Below are 23261 nucleotides of genomic sequence, written 5' to 3'. Positions count from 1 at the left end.
CCCGCCGAGGCGGCCGGGCGCCATCCTCGACAGATCCGCCGGTTGTTCAACATCAACGGCGCCTTCGCCCCCATGAACCGCGGATTCCTCCAAGGGCCGCCCGAACAGTGGATCGAACAACTCCTGCCCCTGGCCCTGGAGAACGGGGTGGCCACCTTCATCCTGGGCACCGACGACCCTCGAAGCATCGACATCTTCGGCCAAGAGGTCGCTCCCGCCCTACGCGAGGCGGTCGATCGTGAACGCGCCGCCGCCGGTACCCCCACCGGCCCCGCTCGCCCGGCGGTCGCCCTGGCCGCACGCCGCCTCGGTATCGACTACGACGCCGTCCCCGCCACCCTGCGCGAGAGTGCGGTCGAACCCGGTGACAAGGCCTACAAGGGCCTGCGCCACGGCTACATGCAGCACGGCCGACCCGGGTTGGTCCTGCGCCCGACCGAACCCGAGCAGGTGGCCCAGGCCCTGACCTACGCCAAGGAACAGGACGCCCCCTTGAACGTGCGCTCCGGTGGCCATGGCATCAGCGGAACCTCCACCAGCGATGGCGGGGTGATCATCGACCTGGGACGAATGAACGGCATCGAGGTCTTGGACGCCGACGCCGGCCTGGTCCGACTCGGAGCCGGTGCCCGTTGGGGCGAGGTCGCCGACCTCCTCGCCGTTCACGGACTGGCGATCAGTTCCGGTGACCATGGGGGAGTGGGGGTGGGCGGTATCGCCACCCCCGGCGGCATCGGCTACATGTCCCGCTCCCACGGACTCACCATCGACCGTGTGATCGCCGCCGAAGTGGTCACCGCGGACGGCCGACTCCTGCGGGTGGACGCCGACCACCACCCCGAACTCTTCTGGGGCCTGCGCGGTGCCGGCGCCAACCTGGGCGTGGTCACCTCGGTGGAGGTCGAAGCCGCCCACGTGGGCAACGTGGTACTCGGTCGGTTCGCCTACGACGCCTCCGCCACCGGCGCCTTCCTGCGCACCTGGAGTGAGATCGCCATCGCCGCCCCACGTGAGGTCACCGCCTTCCTCACCCTGGGAGCGGGCCGGATGGGCCAGGGCGCCGTGGCCCAGGCGATGGTGGTCTACGCCGGAGAGGACACCGACGTGGCCGTCACCGCGCTCGAACCCTTCCTCAAGGCCGGCCCCGTCCTGGACCAGGGCGCCCAACTGGCGCCCTACCCGGCACTGTTGGTCCCGCACCAGGGACCGCATGGTGGCCACGGCGTCCCGGTCTCCCGCTCCGGTCTGCTGGGCGCCATCGGTGACACCACGGCCGAGATCATCGCCGGGATGGTCGCCTCCGGCGACTCCTACTTCACCCAACTACGCCAGGTGGGCGGGGCCGTCAACGACGTCGCGCCCGACGCCACCGCCTACGCCCACCGTTCGGCGCACTTCTCACTGGCGGCACTGGGCGGAAGGGCGGAGCCCTTGGACCGACGCTGGTCGGCACTGGAGGACGAACTCCAGGGAATGTACCTGAGCTTCGACACCCGGACCGGTCCCCACGTGCTGTCCCAGGCCTTCCCCGAACCCACCCTGAAGCGGCTGCGCGCGCTCAAGGCCGAGTACGACCCCGAGGAGCTCTTCGACCAGAACTTTCCGATCCCGCCCGCCACCGCCTGATCCACCATGGGCTCAATGGCCCGACCCCGAGGTGGCGTCGTCCAAGGCGTCCCGGATCTTGGGCGGCAGTTCCACGCTCTCCACCGACAAGATCTCCTGCAACTGGGCCAGGGTGCGCGGCCCCACCACCGCGGCCGCCACCCCCTGCTGGTCACGTGCCCAGCTCAGGGCGACCGCCAGCGGTGACACGCCCAGTCCCTCGGCGGCGGTGCACACCGACTCCACCACCCGGCGACTGCGATCGTCCAGGTAGGGCTCCACATAGGGCGCCATGTGCGGGAAGGCCGCTCGTGAGTCCGAGGGGACCCCGTTGCGATACTTGGCGCTGAGCACGCCCCGGCCCAACGGAGACCAGGCGATCACGTGTGCGTCGGCGGCCGCGACCGCGGGCCGCAGCGCACGATCGGCGCCACGGTTGAGCAGCGAGTACTCGGTGCCCGCGCTCACCAACGGCGCCCGGTTCGGTCGAGCCCGCTGCCAGGTCGCCAGGGTGGCGAACTGCCAGGCCTGTAGGTCCCCGGTACCCACGTAACGAGCCTTTCCGGAGGTCACCGCCGTCTCCATCGCGTCCAGGGTCTCCTCCGGCGGGGTGTGCGGGTCGAACACGTGCAGCTGCCACAAGTCGACGTAATCGGTCTGCAAACGACGCAGAGAGGCGTCCAACGAGGCCAGAAGGTGCCGTCGGGACCCGTCCACCGGCCGGTAACCCTCGGGGGTGTGCCCGCTCTTGGTGGCCACCACCAAGTCCTCGCGGCGCATCGCACCTCGCAGCAGGCGGCCCAGGATCCGCTCACCCTGCCCACCCGTGTAGATGTCCGCGGTGTCCACGAGGGTGCCGCCCGCGTCCACGAACGCGGTGAGCTGTTGCCCGGCCTCTTCCTCGGAGGTGTCCTTTCCCCAGGTCATCGTGCCCAGAGCGGTACGAGAGACCCAAAGGCCTGATCTGCCCACCTGTCGCTGTTCCATGCGGCGGAGATTACCGTGTTCGTCCGCGCCCGGTGCGGGTACGTGTTCGTGGCACCCCTTTTCGGGGTGGGGACCACCCCTCGGCCGTTCCGTGACGATACGGACAGGTTCCCGTGGGGCGCCGGACACCGGTGGTTGACCGGGCGTAGGTCGGGGGGACATCTTGGCCGCGTAGCGTCATCGCGGTCCGGGCCGGAGTCAGGGGCGGGTGCCGGTCATGACGCGGTCCGGCCGGACCTTGCCCGTAAGACCCCGTTCCCGCGCCTGTCCACGGCCACCCCTGAAACGAAAGTCCGTACCGAGTGTCCATCTTCGAGGCGGTCGTTCTCGGCCTCATCCAAGGGCTCACCGAGTTCCTCCCCATTTCCTCCAGCGCCCACCTGCGCGTCTTCGCGGCGTTCTTCGACTGGCCGGATCCGGGTGCGGCCTTCACCGCCGTCAGCCAGATCGGCACCGAACTCGCGGTGGTCCTCTACTTCCGCGCACGCATCTGGGCCATCGTCTCCACGTGGTGCGGATCACTGGTCGACAAGGACCTGCGCGGTGACATCAACGCCCGCATGGGTTGGTACATCATCATCGGTACGATCCCGATCGGTGTACTGGGCCTGCTCTTGGAGGACCAGATCGAGGGCGTTTTCCGCGACCTGCGGCTGATCGCGCTCAACCTCATCATCTTCGGCGTCCTCCTCGGCGTCATCGACCGCATGGCCCGTCGACGGAACGAGATCGAGGACCTGAACCTCAAGCGCGGCCTCACCTTCGGTCTGTTCCAGACCCTGGCGCTCATCCCCGGGGTCTCCCGCTCCGGAGCCACCATCACCGGTGGTCGCATGTTGGGCTTCACCCGACCGGCCGCCGCCGAGTTCGCGTTCCTGCTCGCCCTGCCGGCGGTGTTCGCCTCGGGCCTGTACAAGATGCTCGACATCGGCGGTAACGAGTACGCCGGCTGGGGCGCCACCATCGTCGGCACCCTGGTGGCGTTCGTGGTCGGCTACATCGTCATCGCCTGGTTGATGAGGTTCATCTCCACCAACAGCTTCATGCCGTTCGTGTACTACCGCATCGCCCTGGGCGTACTCCTCCTCGTCCTCGTCTACCACGGTGTCCTCTCCCCGGCGGGCGGAGCCGGGGTCGCCTGACCGAGCCGGGACCGGCCCGAGCGGGCCGGTCCCGGCGGACGTCCTCGGCGAGCCCTACCCTGGAGCCATGGCGACACCGGCTGACCCCAAGGACACACGGCCCGAGGCGATCACCCTCCTTCTCGTACGACACGGCATGACCGACGCCACCGGACCCCGGTTGGCCGGGCGCGCGCCGGGCGTGTACCTCAACGACACCGGCCGGAGCCAGGCCGCCCACTTGGCGAGCCGGTTGGAAGGGCTCGCCCCCGCGGCCTTGGTCTGTAGCCCCCTCGAACGCTGTCAGGAGACCGCCGAGGCCCTCTCGGAGCGGCTCGACGTTCCCATCACGACGGACGAGCGCTTCGTCGAGTGCGACTACGGCAGCTGGACCGGGCGCTCCTTGACGGACCTGGCCACCGAACCCCTCTGGCGGGTCGTCCAGGATCACCCCAGTGCGGCCCGCTTCCCCGGTGGGGAATCGTTGGCCGCCGCCTCCGCCCGAGCGGTGGAGGCCGTCCGGGACTGGAACCGACGGCTTCTGCGAGAAGCCGTCCAGGAACCGCCGGTGTACGTGGTGTGCGGCCACGGTGACGTCATCAAGGCGATCGTCGCCGACGCCCTCGGTATGCACCTGGATCTGTTCCAACGCCTGCGGGTGGATCCCTGTTCGGTCACCTCCATCACCTACACCCGGACCCGACCCTTCCTCAATGGACTCAACGACACCGGTCGATCCTTGGCCGGAGCGCTGCCCACCGCCGCGGAGGCCGAGGGCGACGCCCCGGTGGGGGGTGGTGCCGGTGCTTCGGCCACGCCGTGACCACGGCGGAGAAGACCTCTTTCACCGCACCGAAAAGGAACGCGCACCTTCGAGGCACGGGACGATGAGCGGCGAATTCGGTCCCTGATTTCCCTCGCCGGAAGTGGAGGGCCTTGTGACCGGAATCGGTCGAGTGCCCGGCCCGCACACGAAGGGCGAGGACGGACACGCCACGGTGGTGCCCACTCCTCGTACCCTCGGGAAGGGTTCGGGGAATCGTCCTGAGGCGCCGTTATCCTCTAAGGTGAAATCATGCCCGTCTTTCAGTTCAACCCACCGGAACGGTTCATCGCGGGGACCGTGGGCCAGCCTGGTGACCGCACCTTCTTCCTCCAGGCCGTGGGCGAAGGTCGCATCACCAGCGTCGTGCTGGAGAAGGCTCAGGTGGAGGCCTTGGCCACCCGTATCGAGGAGCTGTTGGAAGAGGTACACCGCCGTTTCGGCGCTCCTCCTGGTGATGAGTCCGCCCCAGAGGACGAGGGCCCCCTGGAACAGCCCATCGAAGAGGACTTCCGGGTCGGTACGCTCGCCTTGGCCTGGGACGCCGAGGCCGCCCGCGTCATCATCGAGGCCCAGGAGGTCGACGAGGGCGTGGCCGAGGAGCTGCTCGAAGACGACGAGGAGGAACTGGAGGTCTTCGCGGAGGAGGCACCCGCCCACCGTGACGTCCTGCGCGTCTACCTCACTCCGGGCGAGGCGCGCGCCTTCGCCGAACGGGCCCTGAAGGTCGTCTCCGCGGGCCGCCCCGACTGTCCACTGTGCGGACGTCCCTTGGACCCGGCCGGTCACATCTGCGCTCGCCAGAACGGCTACCGCCCGGATCGCCTCGTTTGACCTTGAACACCGACGACACCACCGGAGGGCCTCCCATCGTGGGACGCCCCGGCCCGGCCGACTTCGGCGGAATCGACCCCGCCCAAGGCCCGGACCTATTGCGCGAGGGCGTTCTGAGCGTGGAGGGACGCCTGACCGTCGCCTCCAACACCACCCTGTACTGCACGATCTCCGACGGCAGCCGTTCGGCGGCCTGCGTCTACAAACCCGTGGCGGGGGAGCGCCCCCTGTGGGACTTTCCCGATGGCACCCTGGCCGGGCGCGAGGTGTCGGCCTACGCCGTCTCCGAAGCGTTGGGCTGGTCCGTGGTGCCTCCCACCGTCCATCGTGACGGCCCCTACGGGGAGGGCATGGTGCAATTGTGGGTGCACGGCGACAGCACCGTCGACCTGGTCGCGCTGTCCAAGGAGACCGAGCACGAGGGCTTGCGCCGTATGGCGGTACTGGACGCGGTGATCAACAACTCCGATCGCAAGATCGGGCACCTGTTGCCCGCGCCCGGCGGGCACCTGTACGGCTGTGACCACGGTGTGTCCTTCGCCGAGGACTACAAGCTGCGCACCGTCCTGTGGCAGTGGCAAGGGCTGCCCCTGACGGAGGAGGCCATGGAGGCCCTGACCCGGCTGCGGGCACGCCTGCGGGACGAGCTGGACCCCCTGTCGGTGGAGTTGGTCCGCCATCTGACCGGCCCGGAGGTCTACGCCCTCCGAAGTCGGGTGGACCTGCTCATCCAGCATCGCATCCACCCCTATCCGGCCCCCGACTGGCCCTCGGTCCCCTGGCCTCCGATCTGAGCCCTCGCACACGTCGTGGTGTGAGCATCGTCTATCCGTCCAAGGACGGCTACCCGACGGTAGGAATGGTTTCTCCGCCGCCGCGTCGGCACAATGGTGCTCGTGAGCAACGAGTGGAACTACCTTTTCGACATGGACGGCGTGCTCGTACGCGAGGAGCACCTGATCCCCGGAGCGGACGAGCTCATCGCGGAGCTGCGTGAGCAGGGGACACCCTTCATGGTGTTGACGAACAACTCCATCTACACGCCGCGTGACCTGCGTGCCCGCCTGCTCAACACGGGGCTGGACATCCCGGAGGAGGCCATCTGGACCTCCGCGCTGGCCACCGCCCAGTTCCTACAGACCCAGCGCCCCGGGGGTTCAGCCTACGTGGTGGGGGAGTCCGGCCTGACCACCGCGCTGCACAACGTCGGCTACGTGATGACCGAACGCGATCCCGACTACGTGGTGTTGGGGGAGACCCGCACCTACAGCTTCGAAGCCATCACCCGGGCCATCCGCCTGGTGCGCGACGGTGCCCGCTTCATCGCCACGAACCCCGACGAGACCGGTCCCAGCGCCGAGGGGCCACTGCCCGCCACCGGCGCGGTGGCCGCGTTGATCGAGAAGGCGACGGGCCGACGCCCCTACTTCGTGGGCAAGCCCAACCCGCTGATGATGCGTTCGGCCCTGCGCCGGATCGGCGCGCACTCGGAGAACACCCTGATGGTCGGCGATCGGATGGACACCGACGTGCTCAGTGGTCTGGAGGCGGGCTTGCAGACCGTGCTGGTGCTTTCGGGTATCTCAGGGCGGGAGACCGCCGAACAGTTCCCCTACCGCCCCACCCGGGTGATCGGGTCGGTCAAGGAACTGGTGGGTATCACTCGGGACCCCTTCGGCGAACAGGGTTAGGAGCACGACGACGGGGACGGTGAACCCGAAGTTCGCCGCCCCCGTGTCGTCGTGTCAGGCGCTCTGCCGCTGCTTGCTGATCTCCTCGACCTTGGCCGCCTCTTCGCGGCGGCGCGCGCGAAGCAGTTCCAGTCGTTCGGCGAGGACCTCCTCGAGGTCCTCCATGCTCCGGCGCTCCAGCAGCATGTCCCAGTGGGTGCGCACCGGCTTGGTGCTCTTGGGCTCCTCGCCACCGCCATCCCGGCGAAGGGCGCGGTCGCCACAGAAACGGCATTCCCATTCGGCGGGGATCTCCGCCTCGGTCGCGAAGGTGACCGAGAAACGGTGTCCCCGCGTGCAGTCGTAGGTGACCTCTTGGCGGGGAGCCAGGTCGGTGTTGCGGTCGTTCTCGTAGCTCGTCGCCCCGAGCCGGGTGCCGCGAAGTGCTCGCTCGGCCATCGTGTGGGTGCCTCCAGGCGCTTGTGCGGTCTCGCGGGGTGTAACACATCGATCCACGTCAAGATTCCCCACTGACCCGAGGTCGAACCACCCAGGTGGGGGAGAGAAGCCCGCGTGTGCGTTGGGACGAGGGTACCGAGCCACATCTCGATTCCTGTGACCTGCACCACTATAGGGGTGTCGGTGGGTGGTTCCGAGTGTCGATCCAAGGGGGTGTGGTGGCTCGGGCCTTCACCGTCCGGGGTGCCGTGGGTCACATTCCTGGGATTTTCGGTCTTGGGTGGGATGTGAACCCTTTTGGAACTCAGTCTCGAAAAAATGGAGAGGGTGTGGGGTGGGAAGGCTTGCCCGTCACCGTTTTCGCGTGTTCTGAGGCCTCGGATGTCGACGCTGATCACCATATGTGTGGATGGCTTGCGCGCATTGTCGACCCGTGGAATTCGTCCGGCTTCCCACTGGGTGTCGAGGCGTGGTAGTGCCTTGCGTGCAAAAGATCTGAATGTCCGAATCGAGGTAATTCACTGTTCATTGTCGCGGCATGTGCTTCGGATGGAGTTGGTGGTAAGTTTGCTCGCTGTGTGACGGAAAAGGCAGATGGAGTGGTTTCTCCGGCCTTTCCACACCCCCCCTCGCACGTGGAACTCGGAAACCCCGGGCGTGCCCGCAGCGTGCGAACAAAGTAAGACACGCCGGACGTGGAGCCTGATGACTGCTGAACCCCCCCGATCCAGCGGAACCCCATCGCCAAGATCCACCCTCCTGCGATGGCTCCCCCTCCTGATCCTCCCCCTCCCCTTCTGGCTGTGGGCGTTATGGGTCACCCATCCCGAAGGTCTGCTCCCCGCCCTGCTCGCGGCCGGCCTGGGCCTCGTCTCCGGAATCCTGTTCTTGGCCGCCCTGGCCGGTCGGGACCGACGCGTGGCCGAACTGCACGCTCGGGCCGAAGAGGCCCGCGCTCGGGCGGAACGGGCCCATATCGAGACGGCCACCCTGGCCGATCAACACCTGCCCCGACTGATCCACCACCTGAGCCAGGGCGATTCCGCGCAGACCGCTCTGCACCGGATCGACCTTCCCCAGAGCCCCGGCTCCGCCGCGGTGCTTCGGGTGGTCGCCGACGAGATATCCACGGCCGAACGTCGGCGCTCCGCGGCCATGGCCGCCTGCGCCACCGCCGCGGGACGGGTCCAAGCCCTGACCACCACGATGCTCGCCGACCTACGGCGGATGCAGGAACGTCACGGTGACGGGGCCGGCGGTGCTGAAGACGTCCTCGGTGACCTCATGCACCTGGACCACATCACCGCCCAGACCGGCCGTGTGGCCGACAGCATCGCCGTTCTCACCGGGGCCCGCTCCGGTCGTCGCTGGAGCCGTTCCATCCCGGTGGAGAGCATCCTGCGCGGAGCGATGGGGCGAATCGGCGCCTACCAGCGTGTGCGTACCCACGGAGTCCCCCAACAGACGGTGGCCGGATTCGCCGCCGAAGGCGTCATCCACGCCTTGGCGGAGATCTTGGACAACGCCGCCAAGTTCTCCCCGCCCACAGCCGAGGTCCACGTTCACGTGGAGGAGGTCCAAGCCGGTCTGACCATCATGGTCGAGGACGGCGGACTGGTGATGGGGGAGGAGGCCCTGGGTCGAGCCCGCCGGGCCGTGGAGGGCGGATTGGACATCGCCGCGATCTCGGGGACCCGCCTGGGCCTGCCGGTCGTCGGACGGCTCGCCCGTCGCTACGGCCTGACGGTCTCCTTCCGCTCCTCTTCCCGAGGGGGCACCGCCGTGGTCATGCTCTTGCCGCAGAACCTCATCAAACCGATGCCCGCCGAGCCCTCGTCATCGGTGGCCGCGGTCAAGGCCGCCTCCGCGCCCGAGGCGGCCCCCGTGCAAAGGCCCGTCGAACCGAATCGCTCCGACACCGTCCCCACCTCCGCCGAACCGATCTCCACCGAATCCGTCGCTTCCACCTCCGACGAGCCCGAGCCCCGGCTCGACAACGGACTACCTCAACGTCGCCGTGGCCGTGCCCTCGCCGCGGTCGAGCGCACCCGCCCCACCACGGCCACCGATAGCGCCCCCGCCACTCCGGTGCGGGGATTCGGCGCCTTCCGATCGGCTGTGCGCGGCCAGGGACGACCGACCGACTCATCGAAGGACACCTGATGGATCTCAAGACGCTGACCTGGCTGCTCGAAAGCCTGTTGGAACGCACCCCGAGCACCCGCCACGCGTTGGTGTTGTCCCGGGACGGGCTCAAGCTCTGCCACACCTCCGGGCTGGGAATCGACAGCGCCGACCACCTCGCGGCCATCGCCGCTGGTGTGCAGAGCCTGGCGCACAGCGCCTCGATGGAGTTCGGCGACGGTGCCGGAGGGGTCCGTCAGGCGATGACGGAGTTCTACGGCGGTCTGCTGTTCATCGTGGAGGCGGGACACGGCGCCCACCTCGCCGTCATCACCGACAGCGAGGCCGACCCCGGGCTGGTCGGACACAACATGAACGAATTGGTCGAGCAGATGGGCGAGCACCTGGCCACCCCGACCCGGGCACAGACGGTATGAGTCTCTCGCACCGACGGGAGGGCCCGGACCGGCTCTACGTCATCACTTCCGGACGTAGTGGTGGCGCGGACCAGAACCTGGACGCGGTCACCCTCATCGTGGCCGAGAGCGCGCCCACCCCCGGGATGCAGTCCGAGCACGCCCGGATCCTGAACCTGTGCGCCGGCCCGCTGTCGGTGGTCGAGATCGCCGCCCACCTGGGCCTGCCCGTGACGGTCGTGCGCATCCTGCTCACCGATCTCATCGACACCGGCCGGGTGACCGCGCGTCACCCGGCCCCCGCCTCACCGGCGTATCCACTCGCCTCCCCGGAAGTGTTGGAGAAGGTGCTCGTTGCACTCCACAACCTCTGAATCCCCCGCCACGGAGCAAACCGGATCACCGACCTCCCCGCTCCCCGACAGTGTCGCCCAGGCCCTGAAGATCGCCGTGGTCGGAGGGTTCGGAGTCGGCAAGACCACCATGGTGCGTTCGGTCAGTGAGATCCGGCCGCTCACCACCGAGGAGAACATGACCCAGGCCGGGGTGGGTGTCGACGACCTCCAGGGAGTGGAGGCCAAGACCACCACCACCGTCGCGTTCGACTTCGGGCGGATCACCCTGGACGCGACCTCGGTGCTGTACCTGTTCGGCGCCCCCGGCCAGGAACGCTTCTGGTTCCTGTGGGACCGTCTGTTCACCGGAGCCCTGGGAGCGGTGGTCCTGGTCGACACCCGTCGCCTGGCCGACTGCTTCTACGCCATCGACCGCTTGGAGGCCCAAGGCACTCCGTTCGTGGTGGCGCACAACGACTTCGGCGAGGCCGAGTACTCCCTGAGCGAGGTACGCGCGGCCCTGGACCTGGACCCGGCCGTCCCCCTCACCCGCTGTGACGCCCGGGACAGGGATTCCGCCAAACGTGTCCTCATCGAACTGGTGGAACACATCCGGTCCCTGGTGCTCGCACAGGCCCCGTGACCCGTTCGGAACGATCATCACCCCCCCAGCCAAGGATGACCGTGAACAACACTCAGCCCCTCCCCTTGTCGGACATCGCCTCCACCACCGACCTGGCCGCCCTCCACGCGTGGATGCACCACGAGTACGGCCCCGTCGTGCCCGTTCAGCTGGAAGAGGGCGTCTTCGCCTGGATGGTCATCGGCTACCGGGAACTGCACCACGTGCTCGGCTCGCCCGCCGTGTACGCGCGCAGCTCCACGCGCTGGAACGGTTGGGAGCGCCTTCCCAAGGAATCGCCGCTACAGATGGCCCTGGCCCCGATGCCCAGCATGCTCTTCGCCGAAGGGGAGGACCACCGACGTCGTTCCACCGCGGTCCACAACGCGCTCGAGGCCGTGGACCCGCACGAGCTCAGGACGTTCGTCACCCGCTTCGCCGACCGTCTCATCGACGGCTTTTGTGGCGATGGCCGCGCCGAGCTGCGCACCCGGTACGCCGGAAGGTTACCGAGCCTGGTCCTGGGTCGGATCTACGGATTCGACGACGCGGAGATCGAGGTGCTCGCCAAGGCGATGAGCGTCATCTTCGACTCCACGGGACCGGAGGTCTTCGAGGCCTACACCGAGCTCACCGCCCGTTTCGGCGCCGCCATCGTCGACCGCAGGGCCCGGCCCGGCGCCGACGTCATCTCACGCCTGGCCGCGGACCCGATCGGCTACACCGACGAACAACTCATCGCCGAACTCATGGGGATCCTGGGCGGCGGTGACCGAACCACCAGCGAGTGGATCGGTAACGCGCTGCGCCTGATGCTTACCGAAGAGCGTTTCTCGGCCTCCTTCTCCGGCGCGCGCAGCAGTGTGCGCGACGCCTTGGCCGAGGTTCTGTGGGAGGACTCGCCCTCCCAGCTCAACCCGGGGCGCTTCGCCGCCCACGACGTGGAGTTGGGAGGACGTCACATCCGCGAGGGGGACATGGTCATGCTCGGCTACGGCGCCGCCAACCGTGACCCCCGAGTGCGCGGTTCCCAGCCCCAAGGAATGGGTGCCAACCACGCGCACCTGTCCTTCTCCCACGGCAAGCACGCCTGCCCCCACGCGGCGCAGGGCATCGCCGAACTCATCGCGACCACCGGCATCGAAGTGCTGCTCGACCGCCTCCCCGACATCGAACTGGCCATCGACGCGGATCAGGTGCGCTGGCGTCCGTCCCCTTGGGCGCGGGGGGTCGTCTCCTTGCCGGTCACCTTCACCCCCATGTCCCCCTAGGAGGATCCCGATGTCCTGCCCCATGCGCGGTCTCCACGACGCCGAGGTCCCCTTCCTCGATCCCTACCCCGACGACATCCAGGCCCACCGGGAAGAGCTCTACCGGCAAGGACCCATCACCCCGGTGGAGCTGCCGGGCGGTGTCCGGGCCTGGGCCTGCACCCACCACGCGGTGTCCAAGGCCCTGCTCAACGACCAGCGTTTCGTCAAGGACCCCGAGCAGTGGGCCGACTACAAGAACGGCGAGGTCTCCAAGGACTGGCCCTACATGGGTGTGCTGACCTGGGACGGCATCAACATGCTCGGCCTGGACGGTGCTCCGCATCGACGGATGCGCGGATTGACCGCACATCCCTTCTCGGCCCGTCGGATCGAGCGCCTGCGTCCGCGCATCGAGCGGATCACCGACGAGCACCTGGACGCCTTGGAGGACCGTGCGAGCGAGCCCCTGGACCTGAAACGGGAGTTCTCCTTCCGGGTACCGATCACCGTCATCGGTGAACTCTACGGAGTGGCCAAGGAGGAGTACGACGAGCTGGGCGACCTGTACGCCCGCCTCTTCTTCGTCGACACCGAACCGGGCGAGCACCTACGGATCTACGCCGAACTCCACGCCTTCTTCACCGAACTGGTCGCTCGCAAGAAGGCGGAGCCCGGTGAACACGACGACTTCACGACCGACCTGCTCAAGTCCACCGAGGAGGGTGAGGACCCGCTCACCGAGGCGGAGGTGATCATCACGCTCCTGATGGTGATGGCCGCCGGACACGAGACCACCGTCAACCTCATCAACAACGTCATCCGAGCCCTGCTCAACCATCCCGAGCAGCACGCGCGGCTCAAGAAGGGCGAGCTGAGCTGGGAACAGGTGATCGAGGAGACCCTGCGCTACGACGCGCCCAACAACGCGATCCTGTTCCGGTTCGCCACCGAGGACGTCTCCGTCGGGGGCGTGACCATCAACAAGGGCGACGCCCTGGTCACGCACTACGGCGCGATCACCAAGGACCGTGCCGAACACGGTGACGATCCGCACGTGTTCGACCCGGCCCGCACCAAGGGCCGCCACATCACCTTCGGCTACGGGCCGCACGTCTGCCCGGGCGCCCCGCTGGCACGGATGGAGGCGAACATCGTCCTGTCGAGGTTGTTCAGCGCTTCCCCGACCTGCGCCTGGCGGTGCCCGACGCGTCACTGGAGAACGAGGCCGCCCTCATCGTCAACAGCCTCAAGGAGTTCCCCATCCTGTTGCGGCCCTGACCGACCCCGCACCCGGCCGTCACCACCACGGCCGGACGACCGACCCTTTCCCCATCCTCGCCATCGGAAGGACCGAGATGGCCGATCCCGTCCGGTTGTACGACCCACGCTTCAACACCGACCCCCAAGGCTTCTACCAATGGATGCGGACCCGGCACGGTCCGGTGGTGCCCGTGCTGATGGAAGGTGACGTGCCGGCCTGGCTGGTCATCGGTTATCGCGAACTCCATCACGTGCTGAGCGACCCCGATGTCTTCGCACGCTCCTCCCATCGCTGGAACGCTTGGGACAAGGTCCCCGAGAACTGGCCGATGCTGCCCATGGTGATGCGACTGCCCACGGTCCTGTACTCGGAGGGAGCAGAGCACCGTCGCCGGGCCGGCGCGGTCAGCGACGCCCTGGCCGGAACCGACCCGCATGAGTTGCGAACGGTCACCACCCGGATGGCCGACCGCCTCATCGACGACTTCTGTGCCTCCAGCGGCACGGACCTGCGCCCGGCCTACACCGCCCGGCTGCCCGCCCTGGTTCTGAGTTGGCTCTACGGGCTGGACGACGAGCGCGGGGACCGGACCGCCTCCCTGATGACCACCATGATCGATGGTGGCCCCGAAGCCATGGAGGCGCAACGCTCCCTCATGGCGGTCATGGCCGACCTGGTCGCCCAACGTCGGGCCACGCCCTCCTCCGACGTGGTCTCGCGGTTGCTGGAACACCCCGCGGGCTACACCGACGAAGAGGCCGTTCCCGAACTGATCGTCCTTTTGGGCGGTGGGAACCAGCCCACCGGCGAATGGCTGGGCAACGCACTACGTCTGATGCTCACCGATGACCGCTTCGCGGCCTCCTTCTCGGGTGCCCGCAGCAGTGCGCAAGAGGCCCTCAACGAGGTTCTGTGGGCCGACACCCCCACTCAGGTCAACCTGGGACGCTACGCCACCCGCGACGTGGAGCTGGCAGGACGTCTGGTCCGTAAGGGCGACATGCTCTTGCTCGGTTTGGCCGGTGCCAACACCGACCCCGCCGTGGCGACTCCGGGCGGAGCCCTCGGTAACCGCGCCCACCTGTCGTTCTCCCACGGAAGACATCGCTGCCCCTATCCCGCTCAAGAGATCGCCGAGATCATCGCCACGACCGGCATCGAGGTCCTCATGGATCGGCTGCCCGACATCGAGCTGGCGATCGCACCCGAAGAACTGTGTTGGCGCCCCTCGCCTTGGATGCGCGGCGTCGCCTCCCTGCCCGTCACATTCGCCCCCGTACCACCTCTGGGAGTTCACTGATGTCCTGTCCCGTTCGACACGGCTCCGCCGAGACCGTGGTCCTGGATCCCTACGTCACCGACCTGCCCGCCGAACGCGAGAAGCTGTACGCCGCCGGGCCCCTGACCCGAGTGGAACTGCCCGGCGGGGTGGGGGCGTGGGCCGTCACCCACCATGAAGCCGGCCGTGAACTGCTCACCGATTCCCGCCTGGTCAAGGACGTCGCCCACTGGGAGGACCTCCAGAGCGGACGTATCCCCCAGACCTGGCCCCTGCTGAGCACCATCCCGCCGACTCCCACCAACCTGCTGGGCACGGACGGGGCCGAACACCGGCGGCTGCGTCTGCTCACCGCTCGGGCCTTCTCCGCCCGCAGCGTCGAGCGCCTGCGTCCGCGTATCCATGAGCTGACCACCGAGTTGCTCGACGCCATGGAACCCAAGGCGGATCAGCCCCTGGACCTGAAGTCGCGGTTCGCCTTCCAACTGCCGATGAACGTGATCGGTGAACTGTACGGGGTGGACCGCTCGGAGTTCGGCTACCTGAGCGAGCTGTACGTGAAGTTCTTCTCCTCGGTCACCCCTCCCGAGGAGTTCTTGGAGGTCTACTCCACCCTGGAGCGCTACTACGACGACATGGTCGCCGCCAAGCGCGCCGAGCCGGGGGAGGACCTGACCACCGAGCTGCTTCAGGCGGGTGAGAACGGCGACGCCCTGACCGACCTGGAGGTGCGCGGCACCCTACAGGTCACCGTGGCGGCCGGCCACGAGACCACCGTCAACCTGCTGTGCAACGCCGTGCGCGCCCTGCTCACCCACCCGGAGCAGTTCGATCTGGTCAAGCGGGGCGAGGTCGGCTGGGACACGGTGGTGGAGGAGACGCTGCGCTTCGACCCGCCCACCTCCAACATGATCTTCCGGTTCGCCACCGAGGACGTGGAGGTCGGTGACGTGACGATCAAGAAGGGTGAGGCGCTGATGGTCTCCTACGGGGCGATCAGCCGGGACCGGGACGAGCACGGCGAGGTTCCCCATCCGGACACCTTCGACCTCACCCGCTCCAAGGGACGTCACATGTCCTTCGGCTACGGCCCCCACGTGTGCCCCGGGGCCACCCTGGCCCGTATGGAGGGCCAGATCGCTCTGCCGATGCTCTTCGAGCGCTACCCGGACCTGCGTTTGGCCGTGCCCGCCGAGGAACTGCGCAACCACCCCTCCATCATCGTCAACAGCCTCCAAGAGTTGCCCGTGCTCCTGCGCCCCTGACGGCTCACGGCGTGCCCGGCCCTGGTCTCGGTGTCGGGCACGCCGTGGCCTCCCCTTCATCCTGTTCCCCGCTACGAAAGGATCGAGATGGCCGAGCTCGTTCGGTTGTACGACCCGACTTTTCGATCCGACCCGGCCGCTTTCTACCGGTGGATGCGCGCTGAACACGGCCCCGTCGTTCCGGTCCTGTTGGAGGGCGACGTCCCGGCCTGGCTGACCATCGGTTATCGCGAACTCCACCACGTCCTCACCACCCCCGGCGTGTTCGCCCGCGATCCCCGTCGCTGGAACGCCTGGGACCGGGTGCCCAAGGACTGGCCGCTGCTTCCGGTGGTCATGCCCCTGCCCAACATGCTCTCGGCGGAGGGGGAGGACCACGCATCGCGCGCCCGCGCGGTCAACGCGGCTCTGAGCGTGGCCGATCCCCACGAGCTGGCCAAGGTCACCGAACGGTCGGCCGACCGCCTCATCGACGCCTTCCGTTCCTCTGAAGTGGACCTGCGCACTCACTTCGCGGATCGGCTACCGGGCCTCGTCCTGTTCTGGATGCTCGGCCTGGACGACGACAAGGGCGAACGGCTCACCCCGGTCATGTCGGCCCTCTTCGACGCCGGGCCCGACGTGATGGCGGCCTACACGGAGTTGGCCACGGCCATGGCCGAACTGGTCACCCGACGACGGGCGCTGCCGGGAAGGGACGTGGTCTCTCGACTGTTGGCCGACCCTCGCGGCTACACCGACGAGGAGATCGTTCCGGAGCTGTTGGCGATTCTGGGCGGGGGCCATCAGACCACCACCGAGTGGATCGGTAACGCACTACGGCTGATGCTCACCGACGAGCGTTTCGCCGCGTCCTTCTCCGGTGCCCGCAGCAGTGTGCGGGAGGCCCTCAACGAGGTCCTGTGGGAGGACTCGCCCTCCCAACTCCAGGCCGGCCGTTACGCCGCCTACGACGTCGAACTCGGCGGGCGGCGCATTCGGCGAGGAGACATGGTCCTTCTCGGATTCGCGGCCGCCAACCAGGACCCGATCACGCACGCCGCTCGAGGTCGGGGTGAGCGCGCCAACCACGCCCACCTGTCCTTCTCCCACGGCGAGCACGGTTGCCCCTACGCGGCGCGGGAGGTCGCCGAGATCATCGCGGCCACGGGGATCGAGGTCCTTCTCGATCGGCTGCCGGACATCGAACTGGCCGTGGCCCCCGACCAACTCCGTTGGCGTCCTTCCCCTTGGGTCCGTGGAGTCGCCGCCTTGCCCGTCACCTTCACCCCCCGCACCCCCTAGGAGAACACCGATGTCCTGTCCCCTACAGCGCAACGCCGACGGCTTCCCGGTTCTGCACGCCGTCCCCGAGGACGTGCAGGCCGACCGGGAACGCCTCTACCAGGAGGGTCCCCTCACCCGGGTCGAACTCCCGGGCGGGGTCATCGCGTGGGCCACCACCCACCACGAGGTCAGCCGCCTCACCCTCAACGATCCGCGCCTGGTCAAGAGCGTCGACCACTGGGCCGACTTCCAGAACGGGGTGGTGACCGAGGAATGGCCGCTGATGGCGACCATCCCCACCGACGGCACCAACATGCTCGCCTTGGACGGGGAGGCGCACCGCCGGTTGCGTTCCCTCACCGCAGGCCCCTTCTCGGCTCGCCGGGTGGAGCGGTTGCGTCCGCGTATCGAACGGCTCACCGCCAGGTACCTGGACACGTTGGAGGACAAGGCCCACCAGGTGCAGGACCTGAAGTCCGCGTTCACCTTCAAGGTGCCCATGGGCGTCATCGGTGAGCTGTACGGGATCGAGGAGGGCGAGTACGCCCACCTCGGTCGGATGTACGCCAAGCTGTTCTCCGGTACCACCGAGCCGGGTGAGCACATCGAGATCTACGGCGATCTCTTCCAGTTCTTCACCGACGTCGTCGCCCGTAAGAAGGCGAACCTGGACGAGTGCGACGACTTCACCGCCGATCTGCTCCGGACCGGGTTGGAGAGCGAGGACGGCCTCAGCGACATGGAGGTCATCGTCACCCTCCTGACGGTGGTCGCGGCCGGCCATGAGACCACCGTCAACCTGCTCACCAACGTGGTCCGGGCCCTGCTCGACCATCCCGAACAGCACGAACGGCTCAAGAAGGGCGAGCTGGGCTGGGAGCAGGTGATCGAGGAGACGCTGCGCTTCGACCCGCCCAACAACGTCATGATGTTCCGTTTCGCCACCGAGGACGTCGAGGTGGCCGGGCAGACCATCAAGAAGGGCGAGGCGCTGCTGACGCACTATGGCGCCGCCACCCGTGACCGGGCCGAGTTCGGCGACGACGTGCACGTCTTCGACCCCGCCCGTACCAAGGGCCGCCACATCAGTTTCGGCTATGGTCCGCACATTTGTCCGGGAGCCCCGCTCTCGCGCTTGGAGGCGAACATCACCCTGCCGATGCTGTTCGAGCGTTTCCCCGACCTGCGGCTCGCCGTCGCGGACGAGGAGCTTCAGGTCGTGGCGGCACTGTCCACCAACAGCCTCAAGGAGTTCCCGGTGATCCTGCGGCCCAAGGACTGAACGATTCGAAGGTGAGCGGCCCGTCCCTGACCCCAGGGGCGGGCCGCGCCATGTCCAGGCCACTTCGGGGTCAGAAAACGCCCAAAGGTGCCGTAAAGCGGACGATATATGGCATTCACTCCTAGGATCGGCAGTCCTAGGAGGTGCCAGAACATGTCGAAACCGACGACGATGATGGCCACCGTCCTGTTGCTCGTGGCCACCGCCTGCGGACCGGTCGGAACGCCGGCCACGCCCACCGGCGCTGGAAACGAGGGGCTCCCGGCGCCGGAGGACCCCATGCGCCAGGGCCCGGGGCCCACGGCTCTCCCCACCGAGGCGCCCTCCGCCGAACCGGGTCCCGAGCCCAACGCACCGACGGGGACCGCCAGGACCCAGAGCCGGGTCGAGGTGGAGGACGAGGAGAGACCCGACCCCGGGGAGAGCGTCGACGCGACCGAGGCCACCGAGTACATGATGGCGCTGAGCAGGTCCGCCGACCCCGAGGGGATGCGCGACGGACTCACCCTCACCGAGGAGGACTCCACCGCCCACACCTACCTGCGTCACCACGCCCAGGTCGCGGCCGCCCGGGCCGAAACGGGAGGACCATTGGACAACGCTTCCGTGGAACCCACCGACGACGGCTTCCGAATGTGTGTGAGCGAGTCGAGGGTGTGTGCCTCCTACACCGACTTCACGGCCAAGGACGGCCTGCTCACCGGGTTCCTCGTCGATGGTCAGGACCCCGGCGAACGTCTGGTGGCCGCCGAGGGGGTCTCCGCCAGTTCCGAGGGCGTGGACGCCCACCTGCTCACCGCCTACCAGAGCATCACCCACGACACCCTGGTCGTCACCGCCGAGTTCACCACCGTCGACGACGTGGACCTGGACCTGCCCGGGGCGACGTACACCGCTCCCGAGGGCACCCGGCAACGCGTCGACGAGGTGGTGGGTTCCTATCGGTTGACGGCCAACACCGCCACCCAGGCGGTCATGTCCTTTCCCGGGGCCTCGATCGGCGGCAAACTCGCGATCGGTGGTTGCTTGGCCGAGTGTTCGTCCCAGGTCCGGCTGGAGTTCCCCGTCGACTGACCCTTGCCCGTCCCGATTCCTCGTCCTCGGTGCCGAACAGGGCTCCTTCTCGCTCCGTCCGAACTATCCCTTACCGAGCCGGCGGGTCCGTGGATCGAACGCCAGGTGTTCGGCCTGGGACCGTAGAGCCTCCACCAGGGCTTGGACGAACTCGTCGATGGGAAAGGGTTCGGGCAGGTTCCGTGGCGCGGTACCGGCCAGGGCACGGTGCGCGAGCCCGGTGTCCATGTGGGGCGCGCGGATGTCCAGAACGTGGACGTGCTTGCGTCGGTACTCCGCCCGCATCGCCTGCAACCAGGCCGACAGGGCGGCCTTGCTCGCCGAGTAGGTCGCCATGCCCGCCGTTGGGTACTCCGCGGTCACGGCCGTGATCGCGGCCACCGTACCGCCCTGTTCCAGTTCGGATTCGGCCGCGCGCAGCATCGCTATCGGTGCCAGCGTGTTGATCTGGAACATGTGCTCGGCCACCGAGTCCTCGACGTCGGCCTCGGGTCCGAACGCCACGGTGCCGAAGGCGATGACCAGTGCGTCGAGCCCGCCCAGTTCCCTGGCCGCGTGGGAGGTGAGCGCGGCGCATCCCTCGGTGTCCATGGCGTCGAACGTGGCGGTGTGCGATACGTCGAGTTCCGACGCGAGCGCCTCCAAAGACTCTTCGTCGCGTCCGGCGAGCATGAGTCGAGCGCCCTCGTCGCTCAAGGCCCGGCTGATCCTTCTACCGAGTCCGCCCGTCGCGCCCGCCACCAGAACACGTGAGCCCTCTATCTCCATGCGGTCAGTATTTCCGTCGGCGAAGCGGCGGATCGGCACCGACACGCGCCCGGTCCCACATCGTGGTCGGGGTCCAACGGTGGGGGACGCACCAGGGCGAGCCCGCCCCTATCGGGTCCGCTCCACCCGGCCCTCGTCCCACACCGGCTCGTCCGCTTCGTAGACCCGCCCATCCGCGCCGAACACCACGAACCGGTCGAACCCTCGGGCGAACCACCGGTCGTGCGTGACCGCCAGGATCGTGCCCCGGTAGGCGTCCAGCGCGGACTCCAAGGCCTGCGCCGAGACCACGTCCAGGTTGTCGGTGGGCTCGTCCAGCAACAGCATCGTGGCCCCGGACAACTCCAACAGCAATACCTGGAACCGCGCCTGTTGACCACCGGAGAGCGTGTCGAAGGTCTGCTCCGCGCTCATCGCCAGCTCGTAACGGTCCAAGACCCGCCCGGCCTCCTCGCGAGGTACCCCCTTACGGGTCCCCTCACCGTTGTGCAGGATCTCCAACAGCGTGCGCCCGACGAACTCCGGATGTTCATGGGTCTGGGCGAACCATCCCGGCAGTACGCGGGCGCCCAGCCGCGCCCGACCGGTGTGCGGCACGGGGGCGATCCGCGCGCGTTCCTCCTCGGGAACCAGAGAAGACGCGGGGTCGTCGCCACCACCGGCCAGCAGTCGCAAAAAGTGCGACTTGCCCGAACCGTTGGAACCCAGCACCGCGACCCGCTCGTCGTACCAGACCTCCAGGTCGAAGGGGCGCATCAGCCCGGTCAGCTCCAGCCCTTGGCACACCAGGGCCCGCTTACCGGTCCGCCCGCCGCGCAACCGCATCCGCAGGTTCTGCTCTCGGGGCGAGTGCTCGGGCGGGCCCGCCTCCTCGAACCGGCGCAACCGGGTCCGCGCGGACTGGTACCGGGTGGCCATGTCCGAGTTGTAGGCCGCCTTCTGTTTGTACATCGACACCAGGTCCTTGAGCTTGGCGTGCTCCTCGTCCCAGCGGCGACGCAGCTCCTCCAGCCGGGCGAACCGTTCCCGCCGCGCCTGGTGGTAGGTGTCGAACGCGCCCCCGTGCACCCAGGCGCCGTTACCCGCGGCGCCCAGTTCCACCGTCACGATCCGGTCCGGGACCCGGCTGAGGAGTTCGCGGTCGTGCGAGACGAACAGGACGGTCTTGGGGGTGGCGCGCAGAGCCTCCTCCAACCAGCGCTTGCCCGGCACGTCCAGGTAGTTGTCGGGCTCGTCCAACAACAGCACCGGCGCCGGTCCACGCAACAGGGCCTCGATCACCAGGCGTTTTTGCTCGCCACCCGAAAGAGTGCGCACCAGACGCCAACGGCAGTTCGGATAGGGGACGCCCAGGGCCGCCACGCAGCACTGGTCCCACACCACCTCGGCGTCGTAACCACCCACGTCCCCGTAGCGGGCGATCGCCTCGGCGTAGCGCATCTGGGTCTTCTCGTCCTCGGAGACCATCATGGCCTCCTCCGCGCGCTCCAACTCCGCGTGGGCCCGGCGCACCGCCGCGGGGGAGACCGACACCAGGAGTTCGTGCACGGTGGTCTCGTCCCGCACGTGACCCACGAATTGGGGCATCACCCCCAACTCGCCGTCCACGGTCACCGCACCCGACTGCGGTGTCGTCTCACCCCGGATCAGGCGCAACAGGGTGCTCTTGCCCGCCCCGTTCGCGCCGATGAGGGCGGTCTTGGTCCCCTCACCGACCCGGAACGAGACCTCGTTCAGCAGCACCCGCCCATCGGGCAGGGTGTGCGTGACCTGATTGACGTCGACGTGACCCACGACCGCTCTTTCCACCCGTCCGCGCGCGTACCTCGTGCCGTTCGCGCAGGTTTCCACGCCTGTTCGGCGCGGGGCAACCGGTTTTCTCGGGGAGTACCGAACGGGCGGGGGTGATCACGGGCGGTTCGGGAACCTTAAGGGTCCCTTAGCCCACACCTAAGGTCCGATGAAACCCGATGTGTGAAGGCTTCGGTCCGTCCTAGCTTCTTGGTGCCCCCGGCGACACAGAGGAAGGTGACGGGATGACTCTCACACACGACGTGGCCGTGTTCGGTCCGGCGCGAGGGCTTTGCTGTGAGCACGTGGTGGAACCGGGGGAGCGCGCGGTCTCGATCGAGCGCATGTCCATGTTGTCCAACCAGGCCTCCGTGGCACTGGTGGGGCCGGACGCGCGGCTGTTGTGGTTCTGTCACCCCGAGCCCGACTCGGGCGCCCTGTTCGCCGAGGTCCTGGGCGGACCCGAGGCCGGGGCGTTCGCCATCGCCCCCCTCCACGGACGTATGCCGTTGGGCCAGCGCTACCTGCCGGGCACCATGACCGTGCGCACCCGCTGGTCTCGCTTGGAGGTCACCGACCACCTGGCCCATGACACCGAGCCCGGCCGCACCGACCTGGTTCGGGCCGTTCAGGCTTCCACCCCCTTCAGGGTGGAGTTCGCGCCCCGCCCCGACTTCGGTCGCGCTCCGGTGCGCATCGTCGCCGAGGACGATGGTCTGCGCGTCCACGGCGCCGACTTCCCCATGGTCCTGCGCTCTCCCGGTGTGGAGTGGTACATCGAACACGAGGGAGGCCAGGACACCGCTTGGGCCACGGTCGTTCCGGTGCCGGGGGAGCCGGTCGTGTTCGAGTTGCGTTGCGGATCGAGCCTGCTCACCGCGCATCCCTTCACGGAGGCCGAGCGTCGCGAGCACGGCGAGCGTGAGTGGACCACATGGTCCTCAAAACTCCGCCTGCCCCGGGTCGAACAGGAGTTGGTGGCTCGTTCGGCGTTGACGTTGCGGGGGTTGTGCACCCCTACCGGTG

21 protein-coding genes and 1 pseudogene are annotated in these 23261 nt (G+C 68.2%); 18 read left to right on the top strand and 4 right to left on the bottom strand.

Translation table 11 applies throughout. The features are described from left to right. The coding region (locus D472_RS0121335; RefSeq protein WP_017606483.1) for an FAD-binding oxidoreductase at positions 1-1626 on the top strand (1626 nt) is incomplete at its 5' end. A gap of 12 nt (positions 1627-1638) precedes the next feature. Here D472_RS0121335 and D472_RS0121330 read toward each other — a convergent pair. Then, the gene (locus D472_RS0121330) at positions 1639-2592 is read right to left on the bottom strand and encodes an aldo/keto reductase (protein ID WP_017606482.1); all 954 of its coding nucleotides are present in this window, start codon (positions 2590-2592) and stop codon (positions 1639-1641) included. 302 nt (positions 2593-2894) lie between these two features. Here D472_RS0121330 and D472_RS0121325 point away from each other — a divergent pair, with 302 nt between their 5' ends. From D472_RS0121325 to D472_RS0121305, 5 genes are all read left to right on the top strand, one after another. Then, entirely contained in the window at positions 2895-3734 is an 840-nt protein-coding gene (locus D472_RS0121325) for an undecaprenyl-diphosphate phosphatase (RefSeq protein WP_017606481.1), read from the top strand. 67 nt (positions 3735-3801) lie between these two features. Beyond that, entirely contained in the window at positions 3802-4536 is a 735-nt protein-coding gene (locus D472_RS0121320) for an MSMEG_4193 family putative phosphomutase (RefSeq protein ID WP_017606480.1), read from the top strand. Positions 4537-4788: 252 nt separating this feature from the next. After that, complete coding sequence (locus D472_RS0121315) at positions 4789-5370, top strand: DUF3090 domain-containing protein (RefSeq protein ID WP_017606479.1); 582 nt, start codon at positions 4789-4791, stop codon at positions 5368-5370. A 2-nt stretch (positions 5371-5372) separates the two neighbouring features. Further along, positions 5373-6164: an SCO1664 family protein gene (locus tag D472_RS0121310; protein WP_193373504.1), complete on the top strand. Its 792-nt coding sequence runs from the start codon at positions 5373-5375 to the stop codon at positions 6162-6164. 93 nt (positions 6165-6257) lie between these two features. Then, positions 6258-7061, top strand: coding sequence for an HAD-IIA family hydrolase (locus D472_RS0121305; protein WP_017606477.1), 804 nt, complete (start codon positions 6258-6260; stop codon positions 7059-7061). Between the two features lie 54 nt (positions 7062-7115). Here the strand turns inward: D472_RS0121305 and D472_RS0121300 are convergent, their stop codons facing one another. Further along, positions 7116-7499, bottom strand: a complete 384-nt coding sequence (locus D472_RS0121300; RefSeq protein ID WP_017606476.1) for an RNA polymerase-binding protein RbpA — start codon at positions 7497-7499, stop codon at positions 7116-7118. 705 nt (positions 7500-8204) lie between these two features. Here D472_RS0121300 and D472_RS0121295 point away from each other — a divergent pair. The 11 genes and pseudogenes from D472_RS0121295 to D472_RS0121245 all read left to right on the top strand — a co-directional run bounded on the left by D472_RS0121295 (position 8205) and on the right by D472_RS0121245 (position 19676). Beyond that, positions 8205-9662: an ATP-binding protein gene (locus tag D472_RS0121295; RefSeq protein WP_017606475.1), complete on the top strand. Its 1458-nt coding sequence runs from the start codon at positions 8205-8207 to the stop codon at positions 9660-9662. Further along, positions 9662-10060 (top strand): roadblock/LC7 domain-containing protein, encoded by a 399-nt coding sequence (locus D472_RS0121290; protein ID WP_017606474.1) that lies wholly within the window; start codon positions 9662-9664, stop codon positions 10058-10060. Before D472_RS0121295 ends, D472_RS0121290 begins: the two co-directional genes overlap by 1 nt. Continuing rightward, positions 10057-10413: a DUF742 domain-containing protein gene (locus D472_RS0121285; RefSeq protein WP_017606473.1), complete on the top strand. Its 357-nt coding sequence runs from the start codon at positions 10057-10059 to the stop codon at positions 10411-10413. The genes D472_RS0121290 and D472_RS0121285 overlap by 4 nt, the downstream gene beginning before the upstream one ends. After that, positions 10394-11017, top strand: a complete 624-nt coding sequence (locus D472_RS0121280) for a GTP-binding protein (protein ID WP_017606472.1) — start codon at positions 10394-10396, stop codon at positions 11015-11017. The genes D472_RS0121285 and D472_RS0121280 overlap by 20 nt, the downstream gene beginning before the upstream one ends. A gap of 35 nt (positions 11018-11052) precedes the next feature. After that, positions 11053-12267, top strand: a complete 1215-nt coding sequence (locus D472_RS0121275; RefSeq protein ID WP_017606471.1) for a cytochrome P450 — start codon at positions 11053-11055, stop codon at positions 12265-12267. Between the two features lie 10 nt (positions 12268-12277). Then, positions 12278-13527 (top strand): annotated as a pseudogene (locus D472_RS26925) (cytochrome P450 family protein). 77 nt (positions 13528-13604) lie between these two features. Beyond that, positions 13605-14810, top strand: coding sequence for a cytochrome P450 (locus D472_RS0121265; RefSeq protein ID WP_017606470.1), 1206 nt, complete (start codon positions 13605-13607; stop codon positions 14808-14810). Further along, positions 14810-16054, top strand: coding sequence for a cytochrome P450 family protein (locus tag D472_RS0121260; RefSeq protein WP_017606469.1), 1245 nt, complete (start codon positions 14810-14812; stop codon positions 16052-16054). The genes D472_RS0121265 and D472_RS0121260 overlap by 1 nt, the downstream gene beginning before the upstream one ends. Before the next feature lie 87 nt (positions 16055-16141). Then, complete coding sequence (locus D472_RS0121255; RefSeq protein WP_017606468.1) at positions 16142-17338, top strand: cytochrome P450; 1197 nt, start codon at positions 16142-16144, stop codon at positions 17336-17338. A 10-nt stretch (positions 17339-17348) separates the two neighbouring features. Beyond that, positions 17349-18602 carry a cytochrome P450 family protein gene (locus tag D472_RS0121250; RefSeq protein ID WP_017606467.1) on the top strand — a complete coding sequence of 418 codons (1254 nt, stop codon included), beginning with the start codon at positions 17349-17351 and terminating at the stop codon, positions 18600-18602. A gap of 153 nt (positions 18603-18755) precedes the next feature. Then, on the top strand, positions 18756-19676 hold the full coding sequence (locus D472_RS0121245; RefSeq protein ID WP_026117934.1) for a hypothetical protein: 921 nt from the start codon (positions 18756-18758) through the stop codon (positions 19674-19676). Between the two features lie 63 nt (positions 19677-19739). Here the strand turns inward: D472_RS0121245 and D472_RS0121240 are convergent, their stop codons facing one another. Continuing rightward, positions 19740-20444, bottom strand: a complete 705-nt coding sequence (locus D472_RS0121240) for an SDR family NAD(P)-dependent oxidoreductase (protein WP_026117933.1) — start codon at positions 20442-20444, stop codon at positions 19740-19742. Between the two features lie 108 nt (positions 20445-20552). Beyond that, positions 20553-22238 carry an ABC-F family ATP-binding cassette domain-containing protein gene (locus D472_RS0121235; protein ID WP_017606464.1) on the bottom strand — a complete coding sequence of 562 codons (1686 nt, stop codon included), beginning with the start codon at positions 22236-22238 and terminating at the stop codon, positions 20553-20555. Between the two features lie 242 nt (positions 22239-22480). Between D472_RS0121235 and D472_RS26170 the strand changes: the two genes are divergently transcribed. Further along, positions 22481-23261, top strand: a 781-nt coding sequence (locus D472_RS26170) for a trehalase-like domain-containing protein (RefSeq protein ID WP_033304394.1), incomplete at its 3' end; no start/stop codon positions are given.

Source organism: Nocardiopsis alkaliphila YIM 80379 (assembly GCF_000341005.1).
GTDB lineage: Bacteria > Actinomycetota > Actinomycetes > Streptosporangiales > Streptosporangiaceae > Nocardiopsis > Nocardiopsis alkaliphila.
Note: the sequence above shows the minus strand (reverse complement) of the source record. Positions and strands in the feature narration are given on the sequence as shown.

Excerpts from the sequence above, each read along its gene's own strand:
- D472_RS0121285 (WP_017606473.1), top strand. The coding sequence starts at position 10,057 with ATGAGTCTCTCGCACCGACGGGAGGGCCCGGACCGGCTCTACGTCATC.
- D472_RS0121245 (WP_026117934.1), top strand. The coding sequence starts at position 18,756 with ATGTCGAAACCGACGACGATGATGGCCACCGTCCTGTTGCTCGTGGCC.
- D472_RS0121300 (WP_017606476.1), bottom strand. The coding sequence starts at position 7,499 with ATGGCCGAGCGAGCACTTCGCGGCACCCGGCTCGGGGCGACGAGCTAC.
- D472_RS0121315 (WP_017606479.1), top strand. The coding sequence starts at position 4,789 with ATGCCCGTCTTTCAGTTCAACCCACCGGAACGGTTCATCGCGGGGACC.
- D472_RS0121265 (WP_017606470.1), top strand. The coding sequence starts at position 13,605 with ATGGCCGATCCCGTCCGGTTGTACGACCCACGCTTCAACACCGACCCC.
- D472_RS0121260 (WP_017606469.1), top strand. The coding sequence starts at position 14,810 with ATGTCCTGTCCCGTTCGACACGGCTCCGCCGAGACCGTGGTCCTGGAT.
- D472_RS0121305 (WP_017606477.1), top strand. The coding sequence starts at position 6,258 with ATGGTGCTCGTGAGCAACGAGTGGAACTACCTTTTCGACATGGACGGC.
- D472_RS0121290 (WP_017606474.1), top strand. The coding sequence starts at position 9,662 with ATGGATCTCAAGACGCTGACCTGGCTGCTCGAAAGCCTGTTGGAACGC.
- D472_RS0121320 (WP_017606480.1), top strand. The coding sequence starts at position 3,802 with ATGGCGACACCGGCTGACCCCAAGGACACACGGCCCGAGGCGATCACC.
- D472_RS0121275 (WP_017606471.1), top strand. The coding sequence starts at position 11,053 with ATGACCGTGAACAACACTCAGCCCCTCCCCTTGTCGGACATCGCCTCC.
- D472_RS0121250 (WP_017606467.1), top strand. The coding sequence starts at position 17,349 with ATGTCCTGTCCCCTACAGCGCAACGCCGACGGCTTCCCGGTTCTGCAC.
- D472_RS0121255 (WP_017606468.1), top strand. The coding sequence starts at position 16,142 with ATGGCCGAGCTCGTTCGGTTGTACGACCCGACTTTTCGATCCGACCCG.
- D472_RS0121295 (WP_017606475.1), top strand. The coding sequence starts at position 8,205 with ATGACTGCTGAACCCCCCCGATCCAGCGGAACCCCATCGCCAAGATCC.
- D472_RS0121330 (WP_017606482.1), bottom strand. The coding sequence starts at position 2,592 with ATGGAACAGCGACAGGTGGGCAGATCAGGCCTTTGGGTCTCTCGTACC.
- D472_RS0121240 (WP_026117933.1), bottom strand. The coding sequence starts at position 20,444 with ATGGAGATAGAGGGCTCACGTGTTCTGGTGGCGGGCGCGACGGGCGGA.